Source organism: Neorhizobium sp. DAR64872/K0K18, assembly GCF_050500175.1.
GTDB classification, from domain to species: Bacteria; Pseudomonadota; Alphaproteobacteria; order Rhizobiales; family Rhizobiaceae; genus Neorhizobium; species Neorhizobium soli.
Genome location: NZ_CP191446.1, coordinates 3,131,201 through 3,154,904, shown reverse-complemented (window position 1 = coordinate 3,154,904; position 23,704 = coordinate 3,131,201). Strand labels below are relative to the sequence as shown.

General features: G+C 61.3%; 23 protein-coding genes. 16 read left to right on the top strand and 7 right to left on the bottom strand.

The window, feature by feature from the left end:
- Window positions 1–106: 106 nt before the first annotated feature.
- Window positions 107–1,342 carry an MFS transporter gene (locus ACQY1P_RS20880; RefSeq protein ID WP_062462443.1) on the top strand — a complete coding sequence of 412 codons (1,236 nt, stop codon included), beginning with the start codon at window positions 107–109 and terminating at the stop codon, window positions 1,340–1,342.
- 1 nt (window position 1,343) lies between these two features.
- On the opposite strand, the gene ACQY1P_RS20875 is transcribed toward ACQY1P_RS20880, so the two are convergent.
- The 6 genes from ACQY1P_RS20875 to hemC form a co-directional block, all read right to left on the bottom strand.
- Window positions 1,344–2,111 carry a glutamine amidotransferase gene (locus ACQY1P_RS20875; protein ID WP_430255289.1) on the bottom strand — a complete coding sequence of 256 codons (768 nt, stop codon included), beginning with the start codon at window positions 2,109–2,111 and terminating at the stop codon, window positions 1,344–1,346.
- A 26-nt stretch (window positions 2,112–2,137) separates the two neighbouring features.
- Complete coding sequence (locus tag ACQY1P_RS20870; protein ID WP_062462449.1) at window positions 2,138–2,632, bottom strand: TerB family tellurite resistance protein; 495 nt, start codon at window positions 2,630–2,632, stop codon at window positions 2,138–2,140.
- A gap of 27 nt (window positions 2,633–2,659) precedes the next feature.
- Window positions 2,660–4,285: a heme biosynthesis protein HemY gene (locus ACQY1P_RS20865; RefSeq protein ID WP_430255287.1), complete on the bottom strand. Its 1,626-nt coding sequence runs from the start codon at window positions 4,283–4,285 to the stop codon at window positions 2,660–2,662.
- A 21-nt stretch (window positions 4,286–4,306) separates the two neighbouring features.
- Window positions 4,307–5,674, bottom strand: coding sequence for a COG4223 family protein (locus ACQY1P_RS20860; protein WP_430255285.1), 1,368 nt, complete (start codon window positions 5,672–5,674; stop codon window positions 4,307–4,309).
- Between the two features lie 83 nt (window positions 5,675–5,757).
- On the bottom strand, window positions 5,758–6,471 hold the full coding sequence (locus tag ACQY1P_RS20855) for a uroporphyrinogen-III synthase (RefSeq protein ID WP_430255283.1): 714 nt from the start codon (window positions 6,469–6,471) through the stop codon (window positions 5,758–5,760).
- A 4-nt stretch (window positions 6,472–6,475) separates the two neighbouring features.
- Window positions 6,476–7,405 carry a hydroxymethylbilane synthase gene (gene hemC, locus ACQY1P_RS20850; RefSeq protein WP_430241850.1) on the bottom strand — a complete coding sequence of 310 codons (930 nt, stop codon included), beginning with the start codon at window positions 7,403–7,405 and terminating at the stop codon, window positions 6,476–6,478.
- Between the two features lie 66 nt (window positions 7,406–7,471).
- On the opposite strand from hemC, the gene tsaD reads away from it, so the two are divergent.
- From tsaD to ACQY1P_RS20825, 5 genes are read left to right on the top strand one after another with little or no spacing between them, the layout of a single operon-like run.
- Complete coding sequence (tsaD, locus tag ACQY1P_RS20845) at window positions 7,472–8,569, top strand: tRNA (adenosine(37)-N6)-threonylcarbamoyltransferase complex transferase subunit TsaD (protein WP_430255281.1); 1,098 nt, start codon at window positions 7,472–7,474, stop codon at window positions 8,567–8,569.
- The gene (locus tag ACQY1P_RS20840; RefSeq protein ID WP_430255279.1) at window positions 8,566–9,567 is read left to right on the top strand and encodes an NAD(P)H-dependent glycerol-3-phosphate dehydrogenase; all 1,002 of its coding nucleotides are present in this window, start codon (window positions 8,566–8,568) and stop codon (window positions 9,565–9,567) included. The genes tsaD and ACQY1P_RS20840 overlap by 4 nt, the downstream gene beginning before the upstream one ends.
- Window positions 9,568–9,587: 20 nt before the next feature.
- On the top strand, window positions 9,588–9,881 hold the full coding sequence (locus ACQY1P_RS20835) for a YciI-like protein (RefSeq protein WP_062581670.1): 294 nt from the start codon (window positions 9,588–9,590) through the stop codon (window positions 9,879–9,881).
- Window positions 9,882–9,888: 7 nt separating this feature from the next.
- Window positions 9,889–10,329, top strand: coding sequence for an EVE domain-containing protein (locus ACQY1P_RS20830; protein WP_062462467.1), 441 nt, complete (start codon window positions 9,889–9,891; stop codon window positions 10,327–10,329).
- Window positions 10,330–10,336: 7 nt separating this feature from the next.
- Window positions 10,337–10,981 (top strand): class I SAM-dependent methyltransferase, encoded by a 645-nt coding sequence (locus ACQY1P_RS20825; protein WP_430255277.1) that lies wholly within the window; start codon window positions 10,337–10,339, stop codon window positions 10,979–10,981.
- 5 nt (window positions 10,982–10,986) lie between these two features.
- Here ACQY1P_RS20825 and ACQY1P_RS20820 read toward each other — a convergent pair whose 3' ends face one another.
- On the bottom strand, window positions 10,987–11,481 hold the full coding sequence (locus ACQY1P_RS20820) for a hypothetical protein (protein WP_430255275.1): 495 nt from the start codon (window positions 11,479–11,481) through the stop codon (window positions 10,987–10,989).
- A 285-nt stretch (window positions 11,482–11,766) separates the two neighbouring features.
- Here ACQY1P_RS20820 and sdhC point away from each other — a divergent pair, with 285 nt between their 5' ends.
- The 10 genes from sdhC (at window position 11,767) to ACQY1P_RS20770 (ending at window position 23,660) form a co-directional block, all read left to right on the top strand.
- Window positions 11,767–12,159, top strand: a complete 393-nt coding sequence (gene sdhC, locus ACQY1P_RS20815; RefSeq protein ID WP_062462475.1) for a succinate dehydrogenase, cytochrome b556 subunit — start codon at window positions 11,767–11,769, stop codon at window positions 12,157–12,159.
- A gap of 12 nt (window positions 12,160–12,171) precedes the next feature.
- Complete coding sequence (sdhD, locus tag ACQY1P_RS20810; protein ID WP_062462477.1) at window positions 12,172–12,552, top strand: succinate dehydrogenase, hydrophobic membrane anchor protein; 381 nt, start codon at window positions 12,172–12,174, stop codon at window positions 12,550–12,552.
- A gap of 6 nt (window positions 12,553–12,558) precedes the next feature.
- On the top strand, window positions 12,559–14,412 hold the full coding sequence (gene sdhA, locus ACQY1P_RS20805) for a succinate dehydrogenase flavoprotein subunit (protein WP_430255273.1): 1,854 nt from the start codon (window positions 12,559–12,561) through the stop codon (window positions 14,410–14,412).
- 17 nt (window positions 14,413–14,429) lie between these two features.
- The gene (locus tag ACQY1P_RS20800; protein WP_062462483.1) at window positions 14,430–15,209 is read left to right on the top strand and encodes a succinate dehydrogenase iron-sulfur subunit; all 780 of its coding nucleotides are present in this window, start codon (window positions 14,430–14,432) and stop codon (window positions 15,207–15,209) included.
- A gap of 201 nt (window positions 15,210–15,410) precedes the next feature.
- Window positions 15,411–15,950 carry a protease inhibitor Inh/omp19 family protein gene (locus ACQY1P_RS20795; protein ID WP_062462486.1) on the top strand — a complete coding sequence of 180 codons (540 nt, stop codon included), beginning with the start codon at window positions 15,411–15,413 and terminating at the stop codon, window positions 15,948–15,950.
- 21 nt (window positions 15,951–15,971) lie between these two features.
- A complete protein-coding gene (gene zapE / locus ACQY1P_RS20790) occupies window positions 15,972–17,135 on the top strand; it encodes a cell division protein ZapE (RefSeq protein WP_062462489.1) in 1,164 nt (387 codons plus the stop codon).
- 173 nt (window positions 17,136–17,308) lie between these two features.
- On the top strand, window positions 17,309–18,271 hold the full coding sequence (gene mdh / locus ACQY1P_RS20785) for a malate dehydrogenase (RefSeq protein WP_062462492.1): 963 nt from the start codon (window positions 17,309–17,311) through the stop codon (window positions 18,269–18,271).
- A gap of 34 nt (window positions 18,272–18,305) precedes the next feature.
- On the top strand, window positions 18,306–19,499 hold the full coding sequence (gene sucC / locus ACQY1P_RS20780) for an ADP-forming succinate--CoA ligase subunit beta (RefSeq protein ID WP_113111732.1): 1,194 nt from the start codon (window positions 18,306–18,308) through the stop codon (window positions 19,497–19,499).
- A gap of 15 nt (window positions 19,500–19,514) precedes the next feature.
- Window positions 19,515–20,417, top strand: coding sequence for a succinate--CoA ligase subunit alpha (gene sucD / locus ACQY1P_RS20775; protein ID WP_174197137.1), 903 nt, complete (start codon window positions 19,515–19,517; stop codon window positions 20,415–20,417).
- Between the two features lie 243 nt (window positions 20,418–20,660).
- A complete protein-coding gene (locus tag ACQY1P_RS20770; RefSeq protein WP_430255271.1) occupies window positions 20,661–23,660 on the top strand; it encodes a 2-oxoglutarate dehydrogenase E1 component in 3,000 nt (999 codons plus the stop codon).
- Window positions 23,661–23,704: the final 44 nt, after the last annotated feature.

Genomic DNA, 23,704 nt, shown 5'->3' with positions numbered 1-23,704 from the left:
ATTGGCGAACTAACGGGCAAGTGCCGTCTATGGCCCGCGTCGCAGGATGTTTAACGGCGGCGTGTGCATATCGTGGGTTTCCGGCTTCGCTGAAAGTACAGGTTCCATGTCCATACCCACATCGGGTGATCGCTTCGCCGCCTTTCGTCACGCAGCTTATACGCGTTTCTTTCTCAGCCGGTTCTTCGCAGCCTTCGCGATCCAGATTGTCAGCGTCTCCGTCGGCTGGCAGATGTATGACGAGACGCGCAATCCTCTCTATCTCGGTCTGATCGGGCTCTTCCAGTTTCTGCCGTCGCTGCTTTTGATCCTGGTGACGGGTTCGGTCGCCGATCGCTACAACCGACGCATGATCATGGCGATCTGCATGGTCGTCGGCGGACTGTGTTCGGCGGCGCTTTTGGCGCTCACCATCACCGACTCATTCACGCCGTGGCTGGTGTTTTCGATCCTTGTCGTCTTCGGCATCGAGCGCGCCTTCATGGGGCCGGCGGTGCAGTCGCTCGGACCGAACCTCGTGCCGGAAGAAGATCTTCCCAACGCCATCGCCTGGAATTCATCCTCATGGCAGACGGCATCGATCTTAGGGCCGGTGTTCGGCGGGCTACTCTACGGCGCCAGCTCGATTGCGGCCTATTCGGTCGCCTGTTTTCTGATGACGGTTGCCGCCATCCTCGTGTTTATGATCCCGAAGCCCGCGCAGCGCACGCCTGCCTCGAAAGTCAGCTGGGACGAGATGCTGGCCGGTTTCCGCTTCATCGCCGGCGAGAAGATCGTGCTTGGTGCAATCTCGCTCGATCTGTTTGCTGTGCTGCTCGGTGGCGCCGTGGCGCTGATGCCGATCTTTGCCCGCGACGTGCTGGAGCTTGGTCCCTGGGGCCTCGGCCTGCTGCGCGCGGCGCCCGGCATCGGCGCGATCGGCGTTGCGGTCTGGCTTGCCATCCATCCGATCCGCCACCACGCGGGTACAGCGATGTTCATTGGCGTGGCGCTGTTCGGTCTCGGAACGCTCATCTTCGGCCTCTCGGCCACCCCGTGGATCTCGATTGCGGCCTTGATGCTGATGGGTGCGGCTGACATGATCTCGGTCTATGTCCGCGAGACGCTGATCGCGCTCTGGACACCGGACGAGGTTCGCGGCCGTGTGAACGCCGTCAACATGGTGTTCGTCGGCGCATCGAACGAGCTGGGCGAGTTCCGGGCCGGCACCATGGCGCACGCGATCGGCGCGGTCCCTGCCGTCGTCATCGGCGGTATCGGCACACTGGCGGTCGCCGTCATCTGGTCGATCGGCTTTCCGAAGCTTCGCAAGATCGACAATCTGGAAGCACCGCAGCGCTGAGTTATCCGTTCCCCTGGGCGGGGTAGGCAGGTGCTGACGGTCGGTTTGCTTCGGCGGCGGGCCGATCGAAAACGATGTCGAGGAAGGTCCACAGCCAGTCCTTCAACGCGTGGTCGAAGATCATCCGTCCTTCCAAATGCTGGTTTCCCTGCTGCGCATTCGGCATGCCGAAGCGTTCGGCGCCGTGCACCACCCATCGATGCATCATGGCGCGGGTGAGTTCCGCATGGAACTGTACGCCCCAGGCATTCTCGCCGTAACGGATCGCCTGATGCGGATAGGCGTCGCCTTCCGCAAGCAGCTTTGCGCCCCGCGGCACGTCGAATCCTTCGCGATGGAAGTGGTAGACCATTTTCGGCCAGTGCATCAAAAGCCTGCCGTGCTCGGTCGCACGCAGCGGATACCAGCCGATCTCGGTTACTTCGCCCTTCTGCGGCCCGACGCGGCCGCCGAGATTGCGCACCAGCATCTGGGCGCCGAGGCAAATCCCGAGATAGGGCTTGTTCTCCTTCAACGGCACGTCGATCCAGTCGATTTCCGTCTTGATGAACGGGTCCGGGTCGTTGGCACTCATCGGACCGCCGAAGACGACGGCGCCTGCGTGGCCGGACATCGAGTTGGGGAGGGGATCGCCGAGAGCGGGCCTGCGGATATCCAGCGCAAAGCCCTTGTCGACCAGCATCTGGCCGACGCGACCGGTGGACGAGGTTTCCTGATGCAGGATCGCGAGGATGGGGAGTTTGGAGGATGGGCGGGAAGGGGTTCTCATGACGTCACGTCCTGAAGCGTTCCTGGCTAGACCTTTTCTTCCTCTTCCCCTGCGACCGGATGAGCCGAGGTGCGCGCGGCCGCTTCCTGCCGCTGTAGAACCCGGTCTCGGGCGGAAACGCCCAGGAGATCGGCGATACGCCAGATCACGTGGTCCTCGATCTCGCTGCGCTGCCCATCCGCGTAGACGATATCCCAGAGGATACCGAGAAGCTCGATCCGGTCCTCTTCGTCAACCAGATGCTTTCTGAGATCCGAGGTGAACCGGTAATAGTCGACAGCTTCGCTTCCAGCCTGCCGGCCCGCCTCGATCAGCGACTGCAACCCTTCCGGGCTCAGATCGTAACGATCGCGCATCAGATCGCGGAATTTCTGCTGCTCTTCCTCGGACATGTTGCCATCGGCTTCCATGACCTGGAAACAGAGCGCCACGAACGCAACGCGCGGGTCGTCTGGCGCAAATTCATCCGTATGGTGCGGGGCTGTCAGCGTGTGGAGGAAGGCCTGGATGCGATCGAGCATATGTAATCTAGGCCTTCTCCGGTTTTTCTAATAAAGCCTCAGCCTCGTGGGAGACTTCTCGGCACTTGCGTCCTTGACACCGGGATCATCGGGCGGACGACCGAAAAAGGGAACGGTCTCGTCCTGCTTTTCTGCCTCCGGAGGCTGCTCCGCTGTCACATTCGTGGCCGTAGGTGTTTTTGCTGCAACAGCTAAGTCTTCCTGAGGCACTACAACGGGCTGCATGTCTGCAGCAACCTGATTGGTGCTCTCGTTTTCCGGTGTTTCGACAGCCGGCGTGACGTCTTCGCGAATCGTGATTGCCGGAAGCGTTGCGATCGCCTCGTCTGCGGCCAGGGTGCCGTCTTCCACGGGTCCTTCGATCTGGCCGAACGGGACTTTCCATTCGAAGGCATCAAGACGTCCTGTGACCGGCGAGAGCGGCAACCATTTGTCCGAAACGATACCGTCGGCAACCCAGGCAGGGTCACGGCCGGCGCGCAGAGCCTGCGCCATCCAGTGACGGACGCGGCCCTGATCGCCGGTTTCCGCTTCCTCGATATCGGCCAGCAGGAGATAGGCGGCCTCACGCGACTGCATGCGGGCTGCAGCTTCCGCCTTGGCGCGCGCCTTGGGAAACTGCTGGGCATCGAGAGCTGCCTGCGCGACGACCAGCAGCGATTCGATGTTGTTGGGACGCAGCGCTTCGAGCTTTTCGGCACGCTTCAGACGGTCAAGCGTGCTGTCGCCGCTGCGGGCGCGCACGTAGGTTCGGCCGAGATCCGGATGCGGCTCGATCTTCCAGGCGCTTTCGAGGATGCTTGCTGCCTTGCGGATATTGTCTTCGCGCAGATAGGCTTTGGCAGCAATGATGGCGGCCGGGACGAGGCCCTTGGCGAGCTTCAGGGCGGCCTTTGCATCTTCGCGGGCACCGTTCGGGTCGCCTTCCAGGCGTTCGCCTGCCTTGGCGGTCAAAAGAATGGCTTTCAAGCGCTCGGCTTCACCGCGTTCCAGCACACTTGCCGCACGCTGTTGATCCAGCAGATGGATGGCCTCGTCCCAACGGCCGGACTGGCTGCGCGATTCGAGCGTCGCCTGGGCTGCCCAGGGCAGGTAGGGCGCATGTTCGACGGCTTTTTCGGCATACTGGCGAGCAGCTTCGTTGGCGCCGAGACGGCGTGCTTCCATGTAAAGGCCGCGCAGACCGAGTTCGCGGGTTTCCGGGTCTTCGGCCATCTGTTCGAACTTGGCGCGTGCGTCGGCATGGCGGCCTTCGATCAGAGCTGCCTGGGCTTCCAGAAGGTGAATGAGCGGTTCCTGATCGGCGCTGAGCAGGCCGCGCGTGCGGATGCTCATCTTGCGGGCAAGAACGGCATTGCCGGCACCGGCTGCGATCAGGCCGGTCGAGAGCGCCTGATAGCCGCGGTCACGCTTGCGGGTGCGGAAATAGCGGCGCACCGAGAGCGGCGACGTCCAGATGACGCCGATGACCCACCAGACGATCATGACGGCCGCGATCAGCGCCACGACCATGGAAGCGGCTACCATGATGCTGGTTTCGATCAGATGGTCCTGCCAGGTGATCGAGATCAGCCCTGGGCGATCCGCAATCCAAGAAAAGCCCCAGCCGAGGCCCAGAACCACGAGAAGAAAAATGAAGAGCCTGATGATCATCCGTTTCTTTCTTCTTCAGCCTTAAGAGCCTGATTTCGTGCCAGCAAGCGCGCGCGAAAGAGTTCCGCTCACGAGATTTTCAACCTGTACCCGCGCATCCAGCTTCCGCTTGAACTCGGTAGACGCCGATTTTGCGGCGTCCGGCAGCGTATCCCACTGCTGGGCGGCAGCCTGCAGGTCGCCGTTGCGCAACCGGTCCTCGATGCGCGATACGATCGCGTCGACCGTGTCACCCTCGACATCGCCGACGCGGCGAACCTTGACCACCGACATGGCGGAGGACAGAAGCCGGCCGGCAATGCCCTGGTCGGGATCTGCAGGCACAGACGCCTGGATGATCGCATCCGCGACGGCGGGAAACTCGCTCTGCAGCTGTTCACGCGACGGCGCGCCGTCTGCGGCGAATGTCTTGAGCTCGGCGATCGCGGGATCGTCGCCGGCAATGTTCGTATAGGCCTGAAGCTCTGCCTCGAACGAGCCGCCACGATCGATGGCGGCCTTCAATCCGGCAGCAGCGACGGCGCGGGCAACCTGCTGTTCCGGGCCGCGATCGTTGATCTGGGCCTCGGCCGCTTCCAGCCGACGGGAAAGCTCGGCCGTCTGCGTGGCTGCCGCAGCCTTGGTATCTGCCAGCTGCTGCTGGAGGGCATTCAAGCTTTCTTCGGTCGGACCGCCGGAATTCTGCGCGACAGAACTTTCCAGCGCCTGAACGCGGCTTGCGAGTTCCGTATCGGGAGACGCCGGCTGGCTGCGCAGCGTCTGGATATCCTGGCGAAGAGCTTCGATTTCGTCCGACAGTTCGGTCGAGCCGGATGCTGCGGGGGTCGATGATGGAAGATAACCGGCATACTGCATGCTGCCCGCCAGCAGAAGCGCGACGATGCCGCCGAAAATGCCGGCAGCAATCAGCGTGGACGCCGAGGTCCCACCGGAGCGGGTGGCTGGCTGGGCGTCCGATGCCTTGTCAAAGGTTTCATGCTTAGCGGCAGGTTCGTCAAAACCGGGCGTGGGCGACGGGGTGAATTCCTCGGTCGGCGAGGGGGCAGCGTCACGAGCAGCGTCTGTCGCAATCGGCGCGTCCGGCTCGGTCACAACCGGACCGGCTGTTCCCGTCACACCTGGCTCGTCTCGCCCATGGGAGCTATCCGGCTGGCCGATCACGTGGGACGTGTCGGTCTCTTCAGGCACGGTCGATGTCAACGGCTCGCCGGCCAGCGGGATGGCATCCGTCGTCTCAGAAGCTTCGACTTTTTCCGAAGCGGTTTCCGGGATGTCGCTGTCATTGCTGCGCACAGGCTCGGCCACCACGCCAGCGCCATCGGCCGTCAGGTCGATCGTGACCGGTTCTTTCTCCGCCATCGATCGGCGGGGTGGTTTTTCCGTTACCATCTCGACCTCTTTTCGCATCTGCTCAGGGAAAGTAGTTGGTGGGGCAGGGTAAGGAAAGGGGAGCGAGAGAATTTGGCTTGGCACTATGGTGAAAGAAACGCGAAAAGTGCGTCTTCGTCGGGTGTTTCAGCGACGAAGATAGCAGGATGAAATTTTTCAGGCACCGCGGTAGCGACGTTTTTGCTGAGGCAGATGACCTGCAAATGTTCGATCGAGGCTGCAAACGGCTGCACGAGTTCGAAGAACAGCGCGGCGTTGTGGCGCGAATAGAGAAGGACTGCGTCGGCCGCCGGGCGGGTCAGAAGCGGTTCGATGATCTCGGTCCGGTGGATGACCTTGACCATCCGGTAGATCTCGATCGTTTTGCAGGCGATGTCGCGGGCGTGTAACCCGTCCTCCAAATCCGGCGAACGCGGATTGCCGGCAAGATAGAGGAGACTGGATGTTTCGCCGACATCCTGGGCGATCCTCTCCACCAGATCATGCCCGGTGCCATCGCCGCAGCGGATATCGGTAAAGCCGAGGGTGCGTGCTGCCTCGCCGGTCGCTTCGCCGACGGCGTATATCTGCGTGGACAGGCGATGCCGGAGTTCGTGTCCAAGTTCGCCAAGCACGCGAACGGCTTCGGCGCTGGTCACGACAAGTGCGGAATGGGGTTCGGACAGCGCTTCTCGGGCGATCTCCAGGTGATGCTCGGCGCGGGTGAGCGGCAGGAAGACAGGCTGATGGCCGAGGGTTTCGAGCCGTGCTGCGGTTCGCCGGGCGGAATGGTCAGGGCGGGTAACGATGACCCGCATGGCGTCAGACCCAGCCTTCGAAGAAGCCCGGTCCGGCAGCGGCGCGGACGGTTTCTCCGGCCTGGCGACCAAGCGTTTCAGCATCCGCCCGTCGGCCGCTGATGTCGACCGCATGTTCGGTCGATCCGTCCGGCGTCAGGATCAGGCCTGAAAATTTCAGGTGATCTCCGTCGCAGATCGCGTACCCGCCGATCGGTGTCCGACATGAGCCATCGAGGGCTGCCAGAAATGCGCGCTCGCAACTGACCGCGTCATAGGTGGGACAGTCGTTGACTGCTTTCAGCAGGTCATCGATGGCCGTGTCGCCGATGCGGCTCTCGAGGCAGATCGCGCCCTGTGCAGGCGCTGGCGGAAAATCGACGGGGTCGAGCAGTTCGGTCGCAACTTCCTCGCGGGCCAGCCGCTTCAGCCCGGCATACGCCAAAAGCGTCGCGTCCACATGGCCTTCATTGAGCTTGCGAAGGCGCGTGCCGACCGATCCGCGAAAAATCGCAACCTGGATGTCGGGACGGAGACGGCGCACCAGCGCCTGACGCCGAAGCGATGCGGTTCCGACGGTCGCACCGTCAGGCAGAGCCTTGAGGCTCGGCGCCGTGCGGCCGATGACAGCGTCGCGGATATCCTCGCGGGGCAGGTAGGCGGAGATGTAAAGGTCTTCCGGAAGCTTGGTCGGCATGTCCTTGGAGGAATGCACCGCGAAGTCGAGATCTCCCGAGGAGAGCTTTTCTTCGAGCTCCAGCGTGAACATGCCCTTGCCGCCTATCTCGCTCAGCGCGCGGTCGGTGATGCGGTCGCCGGTCGTGGACAGGACGACGATTTCGAACATTTCCTCCGGAAGGGCATGGGCTGCCATCAACCGTGCACGGGTTTCGGCCGCCTGGGCGAGCGCCAGCGGGCTGCCCCGCGTTCCTATCCGGAAAGGTTTTGTTTGCATCCGCGTCATTCCATTGTTACCGGAAGCCCTCGTAAACCTGTTTTCCTCTTCAATCAACGATAGGTCATGGCGGCATTTCTTCGCATCCTCGGCATTGAAACAAGCTGCGACGAAACCGCGGCCGCAATCGTCGTGCGTCATGAGGACGGTCGTGGCGAGATTCTCTCCGATGTCGTCTTCTCGCAGCTCGACGAGCACAGCGCCTATGGCGGGGTCGTGCCCGAGATTGCGGCGCGCGCCCATGTGGAGGCGCTGGACGGCCTGATCGAGGAGGCGCTTTCGCGCGCCGACGTCTCGCTCAATGAGATCGATGCGGTGGCGGCGACCTCCGGCCCCGGCCTGATCGGCGGATTGATCGTCGGGCTGATGACGGCGAAGGCGATTGCGCGCGCCACCGGCAAGCCGCTGATGGCGATCAATCATCTCGAGGGACATGCGCTGACGGCGCGGCTGACGGATGGATTGTCGTTCCCCTATCTCATGCTGCTGGTCTCCGGCGGCCATACGCAGTTGGTTCTGGTGCGCGGCGTCGGCGATTATGAGCGCTGGGGCACCACGATCGACGATGCTTTGGGCGAAGCCTTCGACAAGACGGCGAAACTGCTCGGCCTGCCATACCCGGGCGGCCCGGCCGTCGAGAAGGCGGCGCTGACCGGCAATCCCGATCGTTTCCAACTACCCCGGCCACTGGTCGGCGAAGCCCGGCTGGACTTTTCCTTCTCCGGCCTAAAGACCGCCGTGCGTCAGGCTGCGACCGACATCGCGCCGCTGTCCGAGCAGGATATCGCCGATATTTGCGCCTCGTTCCAGAAGGCGATTTCGCGAACGCTGCGGGACCGGATTGGGCGCGGGCTTGCACGCTTTGCCAAGGAATTCGGCCATCTGGATGTCGATCCTGCGCTGGTGGTTGCGGGCGGCGTTGCCGCCAACCAGGAGATACGCCGGACGCTGCAGGCGCTCTGCATCGAACACGGATTTCGCTTTATTGCGCCGCCGATGAAGCTTTGCACCGACAATGCCGCGATGATTGCATGGGCAGGGCTTGAACGTCTCGCCGAAGACATGCCGTTCGACGGCATGGATGTTGCGCCGCGCTCGCGCTGGCCGCTGGATGCCAATGCGCAGACGCTGCTTGGTTCCGGCAAACGGGGTGCCAAGGCATGAACGCGGCAGGGACGGCGCAAGAACGGATCGTCGTGATCGGGGCCGGGGCCTTCGGTACGGCACTCGCAGCCGTCATCGCGCTCGAAGGCCGTCACCCGGTTAAGCTGATCGGTCGCAATACCGGCCTGATGGCCGATCTCAGAAACGACCGCGTCCATGACGCAGCACTTCCCGGCGTGACATTGCCGGATGCGCTCGAATTCTCCGCTGAACCAGACGCCATCTCGGATGCGAGCATCGTGCTGTTTGCCATGCCTTCGCAGGCGCAGAGCGATGCGGCGCGGTATTACGGTCCATATCTCGCAAAGGATGCGGCGGTCGTTACCTGTGCCAAAGGCATAGACCGTGTGTCAGGGCGTTTGCTGACGGACGTTCTGGAGGCATCGCTTCCGAGCCACGCGATTGCGGTTCTCTCCGGCCCCGGTTTTGCATTCGACATGGCGCGCGGGCTTCCGACGGCGATGGCGCTTGCGGCGGAGGACCAACTGCTCGCTGAGCGTCTGGCGACCGTGCTGTCCAGCCGGACCTTCCGGCTTTACGCCTCGTCCGACCGGATCGGCGTGCAGCTCGGCGGTGCGATGAAGAACGTGCTGGCGATTGCCTGCGGCATCGTCGAGGGCGCAGGCCTTGGTGATTCGGCCCGTGCCGCGCTCATTTCGCGCGGACTTGCGGAAATGTCGCGTCTGGTCGAGGCGATGGGCGGCAAGGCGGATACGGTGCGGGGCCTGTCCGGTCTCGGCGATCTGGTGCTTACCGGTACCAGCCACCAGTCCCGCAATCTGCGCTTCGGCATTTCGCTCGGGCAGGGGCAGCCGGCATCGGCGTCCAGCGGACCGCTGGTCGAAGGCGCCTTTGCCGCGTCGGTCGCTGCCCAGCTCGCGCAGACCCACTCCGTCGATCTGCCGGTGACGGAGGCCGTTGCCGCGATCATCGACGGACGGCTTGGCGTGGCTGACGCGATGGAACGCCTGATGACCCGCCCGATCACGACGGAATAGATCAACCCAAGGAGAGAACGATGCTGTTTGCCTTCCTCTGCACCGACAAGCCCGGCCATCTCAACGTCCGGATGGAAACCCGTCCGGTCCATCTCGAACATCTCAACAAGCTGAATGCCGACGGCACGCTGAAGTTTGCCGGGCCTTTCCTTGACGATGAAGGCAAGCCGAACGGCAGCCTGGTCGTGGTCGAGGCTGCCGATATGGCGGCTGCCCGCACGCTTGCCGAGGCCGATCCCTATTACCTCGCCGGCCTGTTCGAAAAGGTCGATGTGAAGCCGTGGAACTGGACGATCAACAAGCCTGCGGAGTGAGATAACCATGGCCTATTGGCTCTATAAATCCGAACCGGATGTCTGGTCCTGGGAGCAGCAGAAGGCCAAGGGAAAAGCCGGCGAGGAATGGACCGGCGTGCGCAACTATCAGGCCCGCAACAACATGCGGGCCATGAAGATCGGCGACAAGGGGTTCTTCTACCACTCCAACGAGGGGCTGGAGATCGTCGGCATCGTCGAGGTCTGCGCGCTGTCGCATCCGGATTCCTCGGCCAAGGGCGATCCGAAGTGGGACTGCGTCGATATTCGCGCCGTCGAGGATGTGCCGAAGCCGATCACGCTGAAGGACATCAAGGCCAATCCGCAGTTCGAAAAGATGGCGCTGGTCACCTCGATGCGGCTTTCCGTACAGCCGGTGACGGAAGAGGAATATCTCGAGATCTGCCGCTTGGGTGGTGTCAAGAACCCGCCCCGCTCGCCGGACTGACGCGTCCTTGAAAACCGACCCTGCGACCTTCATCCTCGCCAACACGGATGTCACCGCGCCGCCGCATGTTCCGGAGATCCGGCTTCATCTGGCGACCGAGGCGCATGACCTCTGGCTGAAGACGGAGGAAGAGTTGCAGGCGATCGGTCTGCCGCCGCCGTTCTGGGCCTTCGCCTGGGCCGGCGGGCAGGGGCTCGCCCGCTATATCCTCGATCATCCGGGTACAGTAGCCGGCAAGCGGGTGCTGGATTTCGCATCGGGATCCGGGCTGGTGGCGATCGCGGCAAAACAGGCTGCTGCAGCCCAAGTGCTCGCCGCCGATATCGATCCCTGGACGGAAACTGCGGTGCGGCTCAACGCCGCGGAGAACGACGTACAGATATCCTTCACGTCGCAAGATCTGATCGGGCGAGAGATCGAGGCGGAGGTGCTGCTCGCCGGCGACGTATTCTACGATCGCGTCATGGCCGATCTGTTGATACCGTGGTTTACCCGGTTATCGGAAGCGGGAAAGGTCGTTCTGGTCGGTGATCCCGGCAGGAGCTACTGCCCCAAGGATCGGCTTACCGAGATGGCCGTCTACCAGGTACCCGTCACCCGGGCACTTGAAGACAGCGAGGTCAAAAAGACGACCGTGTGGCAGTTCGCCTGAGACGACTATCGGCCGCCGCGAATGACGCAGACGCCGGCTTCAAACGAGCAGGATTTGTTCGAGGCCACCGCGTTGCCACCCATCTCCTGCGCCACATCGATCACCTTGGCTTTGGGGGCGAGTGCCAGACTGCGGCGTTCCTGCTGCGGCCAGTAGATATCGTCGCGCACAAGATAGGTCCCATTGCCAGGGACCGAGTAGGCCTGGATCGAACCTGTATAGGTATCAATCCCGCGCGTGAAGGATGACGAGCCCCGATCAAAGCGACCCGATGCATAAGTACGGGTCATCCGGTTGATCTCGGCAGGACGGTTGCGTCGTCCGTCACCCTGGCGATCCCAGCGATTGTTTTCGACGAACTGGTGGCGATGGCCTCTGTCGTATCCACGGTCGGCATAGCCCTGATGGTGATGCCTGCGATCTGCCGCAGAAGCGACCGATGCGAAGGCTACGAGCGCTGCTGCGGCGATGACAAGGGGCTTGATCCGGTGACTGATCATGACGAACTCCGCGACACACAGGTTAACGAAACATTAACATGGAGCGAAAGCGGGTTTCTGGCAAGAAACCAATTGTTCGGGTTTGCCAGATATCGTGCCGCGATTTGGAAAACCCGAGACCTTGAGAAAAACACAATCGATTAAATTCTCGATCGTTTAGAATTGTTCTTGTCGTTGGGGAATTCCAAGATTAAACCACGCGAATGATGCAATGCACATTTTCTCGGCAGCGTGCATTGCCAAGGGCTCCCGCTCTTTGACGCATTACGACGCCGCGAGGTTCTGATGGCGAATGTGACTAACAACCGGCCTCTGTCGCCGCATCTCTCAATCTACAAGCCAATCCCCACAATGGTCATGTCGATCGTTCACCGTATCACCGGTGGCGCTCTGTATTTCGGCACGATCCTTGTCGCGTGGTGGCTGATCGCTGCAGCAAGCGGCCCGGCTTACTACGACTGGGCCAACTGGGCGCTCGGCAGCATTCCCGGCAAGCTGGTTCTTCTCGGCTATACATGGGCGCTGATCCACCACATGCTCGGCGGCTTCCGCCACTTCATGTGGGACTTGGGCCGTGGCTTCGAGAAGGAATTTTCGACCAAGCTCGCCATCGCCAACATCATCGCATCGCTCTGTCTGACCGTGCTGGTCTGGGTGGTCGGCTTCATCGTTCGCTAAGGAACAGCTTCCATGGATATGCGCACCCCGCTCGGTAAGGTCCGCGGACTGGGCTCCGCCAAAGACGGCACGGAACATTTCTGGCGTCAGCGGATGACCGCCGTCGCCAACGTGCCGTTGATGACCTTTTTCGTGATCTTCATGATCATCTATGCCGGCAAGCCGTTTGCCGAAGTGGTCGAGGCGCTGTCGAACCCGTTCGTCGCTGTTGTCATGGGCCTTGTCGTGATCTCGGGCATCATCCACATGAAGCTCGGCATGCAGGTCATCATCGAGGACTACGTGCACAGCGAGTTCGCGAAGGTCCTGTTCGTCATGCTCAACACATTCTTCTCGATCCTGATCGCCGGGCTTTGTCTGTTCGCCGTTCTGAAGATCGCTTTCGTAGGATAATCCGTCATGGCATCCGTCACCCCCATCGCTTCAGGCGCCTCTCAGACCGGCAAGGCCTATACCTATGTCGACCATTCCTACGACGTGATCGTCGTGGGTGCCGGCGGTGCAGGATTGCGCGCCACGCTCGGCATGGCCGAACAGGGCTTCAAGACGGCCTGCATCACCAAGGTCTTCCCGACCCGTTCGCACACCGTCGCCGCACAGGGCGGTATTGCCGCCTCGCTGCAGAACATGACACCCGATTCGTGGCAGTGGCATCTCTATGATACCGTCAAGGGTTCCGACTGGCTCGGCGACGTCGACGCCATGCAGTACATGGTCATGGAAGCGCCCAAGGCCGTCTATGAACTCGAGCACTACGGCGTGCCTTTCTCGCGCAACGAAGAAGGCAAGATCTACCAGCGCCCGTTCGGCGGCCACATGCAGAACTTCGGTGCCGGCCCGCCGGTGCAGCGCACCTGCGCTGCCGCCGACCGTACCGGCCACGCCATCCTCCACACGCTCTACGGCCAGTCGCTGAAGCACAATGCGGAATTCTTCATCGAGTATTTCGCGCTCGACCTGATCATGTCGGATGACGGTCGTTGCACCGGCGTCGTTGCCTGGAACCTCGACGACGGCACGATCCATCGCTTTACCGCCAAGATGGTGGTTCTGGCGACCGGCGGTTACGGCCGCGCCTATTTCTCGGCAACCTCTGCCCATACCTGCACCGGCGACGGTGGCGGCATGGTGGCACGTGCCGGCATGCCTCTTCAGGACATGGAATTCGTCCAGTTCCACCCGACCGGCATCTATGGTTCGGGCTGTCTCATCACCGAGGGTGCACGCGGCGAAGGCGGCTACCTCGTGAATTCCGAGGGCGAACGCTTCATGGAGCGCTACGCGCCTTCCGCGAAGGACCTCGCCTCGCGTGACGTGGTCTCTCGTTGCATGACGCTCGAAATCCGCGAAGGCCGCGGCGTCGGCAAGAACAAGGACCACATCTTCCTGCATCTCGACCATCTCGATCCGGCCGTCCTGCACGAACGCCTTCCTGGCATTTCCGAAAGCGCCAAGATCTTTGCGGGCGTCGACGTGACGCGCGAGCCTATCCCGGTTCTGCCGACGGTGCATTACAACATGGGCGGCATTCCCACCAATTACTGGGGCGAAGTGCTGAATGCAGACTCCAACAACCCCGAACGCATCCTGCCTGGCCTTATGGCCGTGGGTGAAGCGGGTTGCGCCTCGGTGCACGGTGCCAACCGTCTCGGCTCCAACTCGCTGATCGATCTCGTCGTGTTCGGCCGTGCCGCCGCCATCCGCGCCGGCCAGGTGATCGACCGCGAAGGACCGATCCCGGCACTGAATACGGCCGCCTGCGACAAGATCATGGACCGCTTCGACAGCCTGCGCCACGCCAGCGGCTCGACGCCGACAGCTATCCTGCGGGACAAGATGCAGCGCACCATGCAGGACGATGCCGCCGTGTTCCGCACGCAGGAATCGCTGGAATCCGGTTGCAAGCGCATGTCGGCGATCTGGGGCGAAATGCGCGACGTGAAGGTCACCGACCATTCGATGATCTGGAACTCGGATCTCGTCGAGACGCTCGAACTGCATAACCTGATGGCGAACGCGATCACCACGGTCTACGGTGCCGAAGCGCGCAAGGAGAGCCGCGGCTCTCATGCACGCGAGGACTATACGGACGGCGCGTTTTCCGGCCGCGACGATGTGACCTGGCGCAAGCACACGCTTGCCTGGGTCAACGACGCGGGCGACGTGAAGCTCGACTATCGCCCGGTCCACACGGACCTGATCGCCGACGGCATCGATCCTTACAAGATCGAGCCGAAAGCGCGCGTGTATTGATCTGAGGAAACTGGAACATGGTTGAACTCGCTCTGCCCAAGAATTCCCAGATGACCGAAGGCAAGGTCTGGCCAAAGCCGGACGGTGCCACGAACGTTCGGGAATACCGCGTCTACCGCTGGAGCCCGGATGACGGCCAGAACCCGCGCATCGATACGTTCTACATCGATATCGACGATTGCGGGCCGATGGTTCTCGATGGTCTTCTCTACATCAAGAACAATATCGACCCGACGCTGACACTGCGCCGTTCGTGCCGCGAAGGCATTTGCGGTTCCTGCGCCATGAACATCGACGGCACCAACACGCTTGCCTGCACCAAGGGCATGGACGACGTGAAGGGAACGGTCAAAGTCTATCCGCTGCCGCATATGCCTGTGGTCAAGGACCTGGTTCCGGATCTCACGAACTTCTACGCCCAGCACCGCTCGATCGAGCCCTGGCTGAAGACCGTCTCGCCGACACCTGCCAAGGAATGGAAGCAGAGCCACGACGACCGCCAGAAACTCGACGGTCTCTACGAGTGCATCCTCTGCGCCTGCTGCTCGGCATCCTGTCCCAGCTACTGGTGGAACGGCGACCGCTATCTCGGTCCAGCTGTTCTGCTTCAGGCCTATCGCTGGCTGATCGACTCCAGAGACGAAGCCAAGGGCGAACGCCTCGACAATCTCGAGGATCCGTTCCGGCTCTATCGCTGCCACACGATCATGAACTGCGCGCAGACCTGCCCGAAGGGTCTGAACCCTGCCAAGGCGATTGCCGAAATCAAGAAGATGATGGTCGAGCGCCGCGTCTAGTAAAACCTTACAGTATCCCGACCCTGCAGACGCACGGTCGGGATTTTTCGATTAAAACAGCTCGCGTAATCGTGACAGTTGTCGTGCCTTCGCCAAATAGCGCCGGTATGACTTGATTAACTAAGTCCTTTTACGGTAATTCCGTCTCAATTGAATGGATCAGTTCCATGCAGAGATGCGGCTGAAAGCAGGAGTTTTGTGATGCAGTTCAGATATGTGGCGACAGGCGTTGTTCTTGCGCTGGCTCTTGCCGGTTGCCAGAGGACGTCCAATACCTCCCCTTATGCTGATCTGCCAGCACAGCCCTCCCGGCCCGCGCCGCTTCAGGCACAGCCTGTTCAGGGTGTGCAGGGCGGCCAGCTTCCACCTCCGGGTGGTGCAGCCCAATATCCGACGGCGCCTCAGGGAGGCCAGCAGATGGCATCAGTCGATCCGAATGCTGCGGCGCCTGCCAATGCTCTCGATATTACCAAGCAGCAGATGGTCGGCAACTGGCGCGTTGCCAATGGCGGCTCGTCCTGCGACATGTTCCTGACGCTCACCAATCTCGGCAGCGGATCGCGCGGCGGCACTCGTGGCTGCTCCGGCGAACTGACGACGATGGGTTCGTGGGAAGTGTCGGGCAAGATGGTTCAGTTCAAGAACCGCGCCGGCGACGTCATCGGCCGCGTCTACAAGAGCGGCGATACCCGTTTCGACGGCACCACCAATTCGGGCCAGCCTCTCGGTCTCAGCCGGTAAACGGTCTGCGGAGGCGGCAGGGTGGAGCCGATCCCGGACTACACATCGAGCGTCGGTGAAGAGCTGAAGGCACTGGCGGCGTCCGGGGTGCTGACTCCGGACACTGCGCAGATGCAGGTGGCCGCCAAGCTCGACCACATTCTCAAATGCTTCAGAGACACGAAGCCAGCCAAGAAGACGAGTGCACTCGGCTGGCTGTTTGCCCGCGGTGGCGGCAAGCCGCGGGAAATCCGCGGACTTTATGTGCATGGCAGCGTCGGTCGCGGCAAGACCATGCTGATGGACATGTTCTTCAAGAAGGCATCCATCGCAAAAAAGCGGCGTCTGCACTTTCACGAATTCATGGCCGACGTGCATGGACGTATCCACGAGCACCGTCAAAAGCTGAAACGCGGAGAGACGAAACAGGCAGATCCGGTGCCGCCGATCGCTGCGGCCCTGTTCGCAGAAGCGGAACTTCTCTGCTTCGACGAATTCTCGGTGACCGATATCACCGATGCCATGATCCTTGCACGTCTGTTCACGGAATTGTTCGGCCTTGGATGCGTTCTCGTCGCGACCTCGAACGTAGCCCCCGACGATCTTTACAGGGATGGCCTCAACCGCGGTCTGTTCACGCCGTTCATCGCGTTGCTCGGCCGCTACGTGGATGTCGTCACGCTGGACTCGCCAACAGACTACCGGATGCAGAAGCTGGCGAGCCTTCCCGTCTATGTGACGCCTCTCAGCCCCCAAGCGGATCTCGCGATCGAAAACACCTGGCATCAGGTGATCGACGGCGAGAAGGCGAGCCCTGTCGAGTTGCCGATGAAAGGTCGCACCATCAAAGTGCCGCTGGCGTCCGGCCGGGCTGCACGGTTCAGCTTTTCGGACTTGTGTGAAAAACCGCTAGGCGCGTCGGACTATCTGGCGATCGCCGATCGCTTTGACGCTGTCTTCATTGAGCACGTCCCGCAGCTCGGACCCGAAAAGCGCAACGCAACCAAGCGCTTCATCAATCTCGTCGATGCGTTCTACGACCATTCGGTCAGACTCTACGTCTCCGCCGCCAGCGAACCGGATCAGCTTTTGTTGGAGAAGCGCGGCACCGAGGGGTTCGAGTTCGATCGAACAATCTCCCGTCTCTGGGAGATGCGGAGCGCCGATTACCTCGCTCTGCACAACGCAAAGCGTCAAGAAGCCTGACACTTTCATGACAGAAGTTCTTACGTTTACGTAAGGTAATTGATATCTAACCGATTGAAAAATATCACTCCGAAATAATCGATTGCGATTTTTCCGATATGGCGCTATCGGTGGCGCCGCACGTGAACCTGCTATGACTTGACGCAGGTAAAGTCTTGAGAGGAAGCTTTTCGATGGCGCGCAAGAAAATTGCACTTATTGGTTCGGGCATGATCGGTGGCACGCTGGCGCATCTTGCCAGCCTGAAGGAGCTGGGCGACATCGTCCTCTTCGACATTGCTGACGGCATCCCGCAGGGCAAGGGCCTCGATATTGCCCAGTCCGGTCCCGTCGAAGGCTTCAACGCCAAGCTTTCCGGTGCCAGCGACTATTCCGCCATCGAAGGCGCTGATGTCTGCATCGTCACCGCCGGTGTTGCCCGCAAGCCCGGCATGAGCCGCGACGATCTGCTCGGCATCAACCTGAAGGTGATGGAACAGGTCGGCGCCGGTATCAAGAAATATGCCCCGAACGCATTCGTCATCTGCATCACCAACCCGCTCGACGCGATGGTCTGGGCGCTGCAGAAGTTCTCCGGCCTGCCGAAGAACATGGTCGTCGGCATGGCCGGCGTGCTCGACTCGGCTCGCTTCCGCCTGTTCCTGTCGGAAGAGTTCAACGTTTCCGTCCAGGACGTCACGGCCTTCGTTCTTGGCGGCCATGGCGACACGATGGTGCCGCTCGCCCGCTACTCGACTGTCGGCGGCGTTCCGCTGACCGATCTCGTCAAGATGGGCTGGGTCACTGCCGAGCGTCTCGAAGAAATCATCCAGCGCACCCGTGACGGTGGCGCGGAAATCGTCGGCCTGTTGAAGACCGGTTCTGCCTACTACGCTCCGGCTGCTTCGGCGATCGAGATGGCCGAATCCTTCCTCAAGGACAAGAAGCGCGTTCTGCCTGCCGCTGCTTACCTGTCCGGCCAGTACGGCGTGAAGGACATGTATGTCGGCGTTCCCACGATCATCGGTGCCGGTGGTATCGAGCGGATCATCGAAGTTGAATTCAACAAGGACGAAGAAGCTGCCTTCCAGAAGTCGGTCGGCGCTGTTTCGGCTCTCTGCGAAGCCTGCATCAATATCGCGCCTGCGCTGAAGTAATCGCCTTCGGGCGCACGGATTTAAGGATACCTCGATGAACATTCATGAATATCAGGCCAAAGCCCTCCTGAAGGGTTATGGCGCACCGGTTGCGGAAGGTGTTGCAATCTTCTCCGCAGAAGAAGCCGAAGCTGCTGCAAAGCAGCTGCCGGGTCCGCTTTACGTGGTCAAGAGCCAGATCCACGCTGGTGGCCGCGGCAAGGGCAAGTTCAAGGAACTCGGACCGGACGCCAAGGGCGGCGTTCGCCTGGCTTTCTCGATCGATGAAGCCAAGAGCCACGCCAAGGAAATGTTCGGCAACACGCTGGTAACCGCGCAGACCGGCGACGCCGGCAAGCAGGTCAACCGCCTCTATATCGAAGATGGCGCCGACATTGCCCGCGAACTCTATTGCTCGCTGCTCGTCGACCGCTCGGTCGGCCGCGTTGCCTTCGTCGTTTCGACCGAAGGCGGCATGGACATCGAAGCTGTCGCTCACGACACGCCCGAGAAGATCCACACGATCGCGATCGATCCGGAAGCCGGCGTGACTGAAGCAGACATCGCTGCGATCTCTTCGGCGCTTGAACTGTCGGGTGCTGCTGCGGAAGATGCAAAGTCGCTGTTCCCGCTGCTCTACAAGGCCTTCAACGAGAAGGACATGGCGCTCCTCGAGATCAACCCGCTGATCGTCATGAAGGACGATCATCTGCGCGTTCTCGATGCCAAGATGTCGTTCGACGGCAACGCGATCTTCCGCCATGACGACGTCAAGGCGCTGCGCGACGAGTCGGAAGAAGACGCCAAGGAAATCGAAGCGTCCAAGTGGGACCTCGCTTACGTGGCGCTCGACGGCAACATCGGCTGCATGGTCAACGGTGCCGGTCTCGCGATGGCGACGATGGACATCATCAAGCTGTACGGCAAAGAGCCTGCAAACTTCTGCGACGTCGGCGGTGGCGCCGGCAAGGAGAAGGTCGCTGCAGCCTTCAAGATCATCACGGCTGACCCGAAGGTCGAGGGCATCCTCGTCAACATCTTCGGCGGCATCATGAAGTGCGACGTCATCGCCGAAGGCGTTGTCGCAGCGGTTCAGGAAGTCGGCCTCAAGGTTCCGCTCGTCGTGCGCCTCGAAGGCACCAATGTCGAGCTGGGCAAGAAGATCCTCAACGAATCGGGTCTTGCGATCACGGCTGCTGACGATCTCGACGATGCTGCCAAGAAGATCGTCGCGGCGATCAAAGCCTAATTTGGGGACCTGATAATGTCTATTCTCGTTAACAAGAATACCAAGGTCCTGGTTCAGGGCCTGACCGGCAAGACCGGAACGTTCCACACCGAACAGGCGCTTGCCTACTACGGCACGCAGATGGTCGGCGGTATCCATCCGAAGAAGGGTGGCGAAACCTGGACCGGTTCGAAGGGCGAAAGCCTGCCGATCTATGCGACCGTCGCCGAAGCCAAGGAAAAGACCGGCGCCGATGCGTCCGTGATCTACGTTCCGCCGGCCGGTGCAGCTGACGCGATCATCGAGGCGATCGAAGCCGAGATCCCGTTCATCACCTGCATCACCGAAGGCATTCCGGTCATGGACATGGTTCGCGTCAAGGCTCGCCTCGACCGTTCCAACTCGCGCCTGCTCGGCCCGAACTGCCCGGGCGTTCTGACGCCGGAAGAATGCAAGATCGGCATCATGCCGGGCTCGATCTTCCGCAAGGGTTCGGTCGGTATCGTGTCGCGCTCCGGCACGCTGACCTATGAAGCCGTGTTCCAGACGTCCAACGAAGGCCTCGGCCAGACGACGGCTGTCGGCATCGGCGGCGATCCGGTCAAGGGCACCGAGTTCATCGACATCCTGGAAATGTTCCTCGCAGACGAAGCCACGCAGTCGATCATCATGATCGGCGAAATCGGCGGCTCGGCTGAAGAAGAAGCGGCACAGTTCCTGATCGACGAAGCCAAGAAGGGCCGCAAGAAGCCGATGGCAGGCTTCATCGCCGGCCGGACCGCTCCGAAGGGCCGCACCATGGGCCATGCCGGTGCTGTCGTTTCCGGCGGCAAGGGCGATGCGGAATCCAAGATCGCTGCCATGGAAGCAGCCGGTATCAAGGTTTCGCCTTCGCCGGCACGTCTCGGCACGACGCTGGTTGAAGTCCTCAAGGGCTAACGCCACATAAAGGTCACCCATCGCCGATAGATAGACGGCGATGGACCAGACATCAGATGACCCGCGGGTTGCTGCATGCGACCTGCGGGTAAGTCGCTCCAGGGTAGGTCTACCCCAGGTAGGTCTATTAAAGAGCGGCGCCGCTCGCAGCGGTATCGAGCCATACGTCAGAGAATGCGGTTTCCGGTCAATTCATCCGGTGCCGATCAGGTCAGGAGGCGGGCGCGGCGCCCGCGGGAAGCAATGGCACAGCAAGAAGCCAACGAACAGTTCCTCATCACGTCTTTCCTCGATGGTGCGAACGCTGCCTATATCGAGCAGCTCTATGGGCGCTACGAAAGTGATCCAACGTCGCTTTCCGAGGAATGGCAGGCCTTCTTCAAGGCGCTGGCAGACAGCCCCGAAGATGTAAAGAAGGCCGCGCAGGGCGCCTCCTGGAAACGTTCGAACTGGCCGATCCCCGCCAATGGCGATCTGATCTCGGCACTCGACGGCAACTGGCCGATCGTCGAAAAGGCGATCGAGACCAAGGTCAAGGCGAAGGCGGAAGCATCCGCCGCGGCGACCGGCCAGCCGGTCCAGCAGACCGACGTTCTGCAGGCGACCCGCGACAGCGTGCGCGCCATCATGATGATCCGTGCCTACCGCATGCGCGGCCACCTTCATGCCAAGCTCGATCCGCTCGGGATCGCGAGCCCGGTCGACGATTACAACGAGCTGTCGCCGAAGTCCTACGGCTTCGAAGAGAGCGATTACGACCGCAAGATCTTCATCGACAACGTTCTCGGCCTTGAATACGCGTCCGTTCGCGAAATGATCGAGATCCTCGAGCGCACCTATTGCTCGACCATCGGTGTCGAATTCATGCACATGTCCAACCCCGAGGAAAAGGGCTGGATCCAGGAGCGTATCGAAGGTCCTGCCAAGGGCGTCACGTTCACGCCTGAAGGCAAGAAGGCGATCCTTTCGAAGCTGGTCGAAGCCGAAGGCTACGAGCAGTTCCTCGACGTGCGCTTCAAGGGCACCAAGCGTTTCGGCTTGGATGGCGGCGAGTCGCTCATCCCGGCGCTGGAGCAGATCATCAAGCGCGGCGGTCAGGAAGGCCTTGAGGAAGTCATCCTCGGCATGGCCCACCGCGGTCGTCTGAACGTCTTGACCAACGTCCTCGGCAAGCCGCATCGCGCCGTGTTCCACGAGTTCAAGGGCGGTTCGTTCAAGCCCGACGAAGTCGAGGGTTCGGGCGACGTGAAGTACCATCTGGGTGCCTCGTCGGACCGTGAATTTGACGGCAACAAGGTTCACCTGTCGCTGACTGCCAACCCGTCTCACCTCGAAATCGTCAACCCTGTCGTCATGGGCAAGGCCCGCGCCAAGCAGGACATGTTGACCAAGGTCTGGGACAAGGACAACATCATTCCGCTGTCCGAGCGCGCCAAGGTTCTGCCGCTGCTTCTGCACGGCGATGCGGCCTTTGCTGGCCAGGGCGTGACGGCTGAAATTCTCGGCCTGTCGGGTCTGCGCGGCCACCGCGTGGCCGGCACGATGCATGTCATCATCAACAACCAGATCGGCTTTACCACCAATCCTGGCTTCTCGCGTTCGTCGCCTTATCCGTCTGATGTTGCCAAGATGATCGAGGCACCGATCTTCCACGTCAACGGCGACGATCCGGAAGCGGTCGTCTACGCGGCCAAGATCGCCATCGAATACCGTATGAAGTTCCACAAGCCGGTCGTGGTTGATATGTTCTGCTACCGCCGGTTCGGCCATAACGAAGGCGACGAGCCTGCGTTCACGCAGCCGAAAATGTACAAGGTCATCCGCGCGCACAAGGCCGTGGCGGAGATCTATGCCGAACGTCTGATCGGCGAAGGTGTCATCACCGAAGGCGAATTCGAGAAGATGAAGGCCGACTGGCGCGCCAATCTCGAAACAGAGTTCGAGGCCGGCCAGAGCTACAAGCCGAACAAGGCCGACTGGCTTGACGGCCAGTGGTCCGGCCTGCGTTCCGCCGACAATGCCGACGAGCAGCGTCGTGGCAAGACCGCGATGCCGATCAAGGATCTGAGAGAGATCGGTCGCAAGCTTTCGACCATTCCGGAAGGTTTCAACGCCCACCGCACGATCAAGCGTTTCATGGATAACCGTGCGCAGATGATCGAGACCGGTGAAGGTATCGACTGGGCCATGGCGGAAGCGCTGGCGTTCGGCTCGCTGACCGTCGAAGGCACGAAGATCCGTCTCTCGGGTCAGGATTGCGAACGCGGCACGTTCTCGCAGCGTCACTCGGTTCTCTACGATCAGGAAACCGAAGAGCGCTACATCCCGCTTTCCAATCTTCAGGCTGGCCAGGGCAAGTACGAAGTCATCAACTCGATGCTGTCGGAAGAGGCAGTGCTCGGGTTCGAATACGGCTACTCGCTGGCGCGTCCAAACGCGCTGACGCTCTGGGAAGCCCAGTTCGGCGACTTCGCCAACGGCGCGCAGGTCGTGTTCGACCAGTTCATCTCGTCGGGTGAACGCAAATGGCTTCGCATGTCGGGTCTCGTCTGCCTTCTGCCGCACGGCTACGAAGGGCAGGGTCCGGAGCACTCCTCCGCCCGCCTGGAACGCTGGCTCCAGATGTGCGCCGAAGACAACATGCAGGTCGCAAACGTCACGACGCCATCAAACTACTTCCACATCCTGCGCCGTCAGGTGAAGCGCGACTTCCGCAAGCCGCTGATCCTGATGACGCCGAAGTCGCTGCTGCGCCACAAGCGCGCGACCTCGACGCTGGCGGAAATGGCGGGCGAAAGCTCGTTCCACCGTCTGCTGTGGGACGACGCGGAGATGATCAAGGACGGTCCGATCAAGCTGCAGAAGGATGCGAAGATCCGTCGCGTCGTGATGTGCTCGGGCAAGGTCTATTACGATCTGCTGGAAGAGCGCGAAAAGCGCGGCATCGACGACATCTACCTGCTGCGCATCGAACAGCTCTATCCGTTCCCTGCCAAGGCGCTCATCAACGAGCTCAGCCGCTTCCGCAATGCGGAAATGGTCTGGTGCCAGGAAGAGCCGAAGAACATGGGTTCGTGGTCGTTTATCGATCCGTATCTGGAATGGGTTCTGGCGCATATCGATGCCAAGTATCAGCGCGTCCGGTATACTGGCCGTCCGGCGGCAGCATCGCCTGCAACCGGCCTGATGTCGAAGCATCTGGCACAGCTGGAAGCCTTCCTCGAAGACGCTCTCGGCGGCTGATTTTCAGCCGTCTCCACCAATTGCTCCGAAACGATATCTGACAA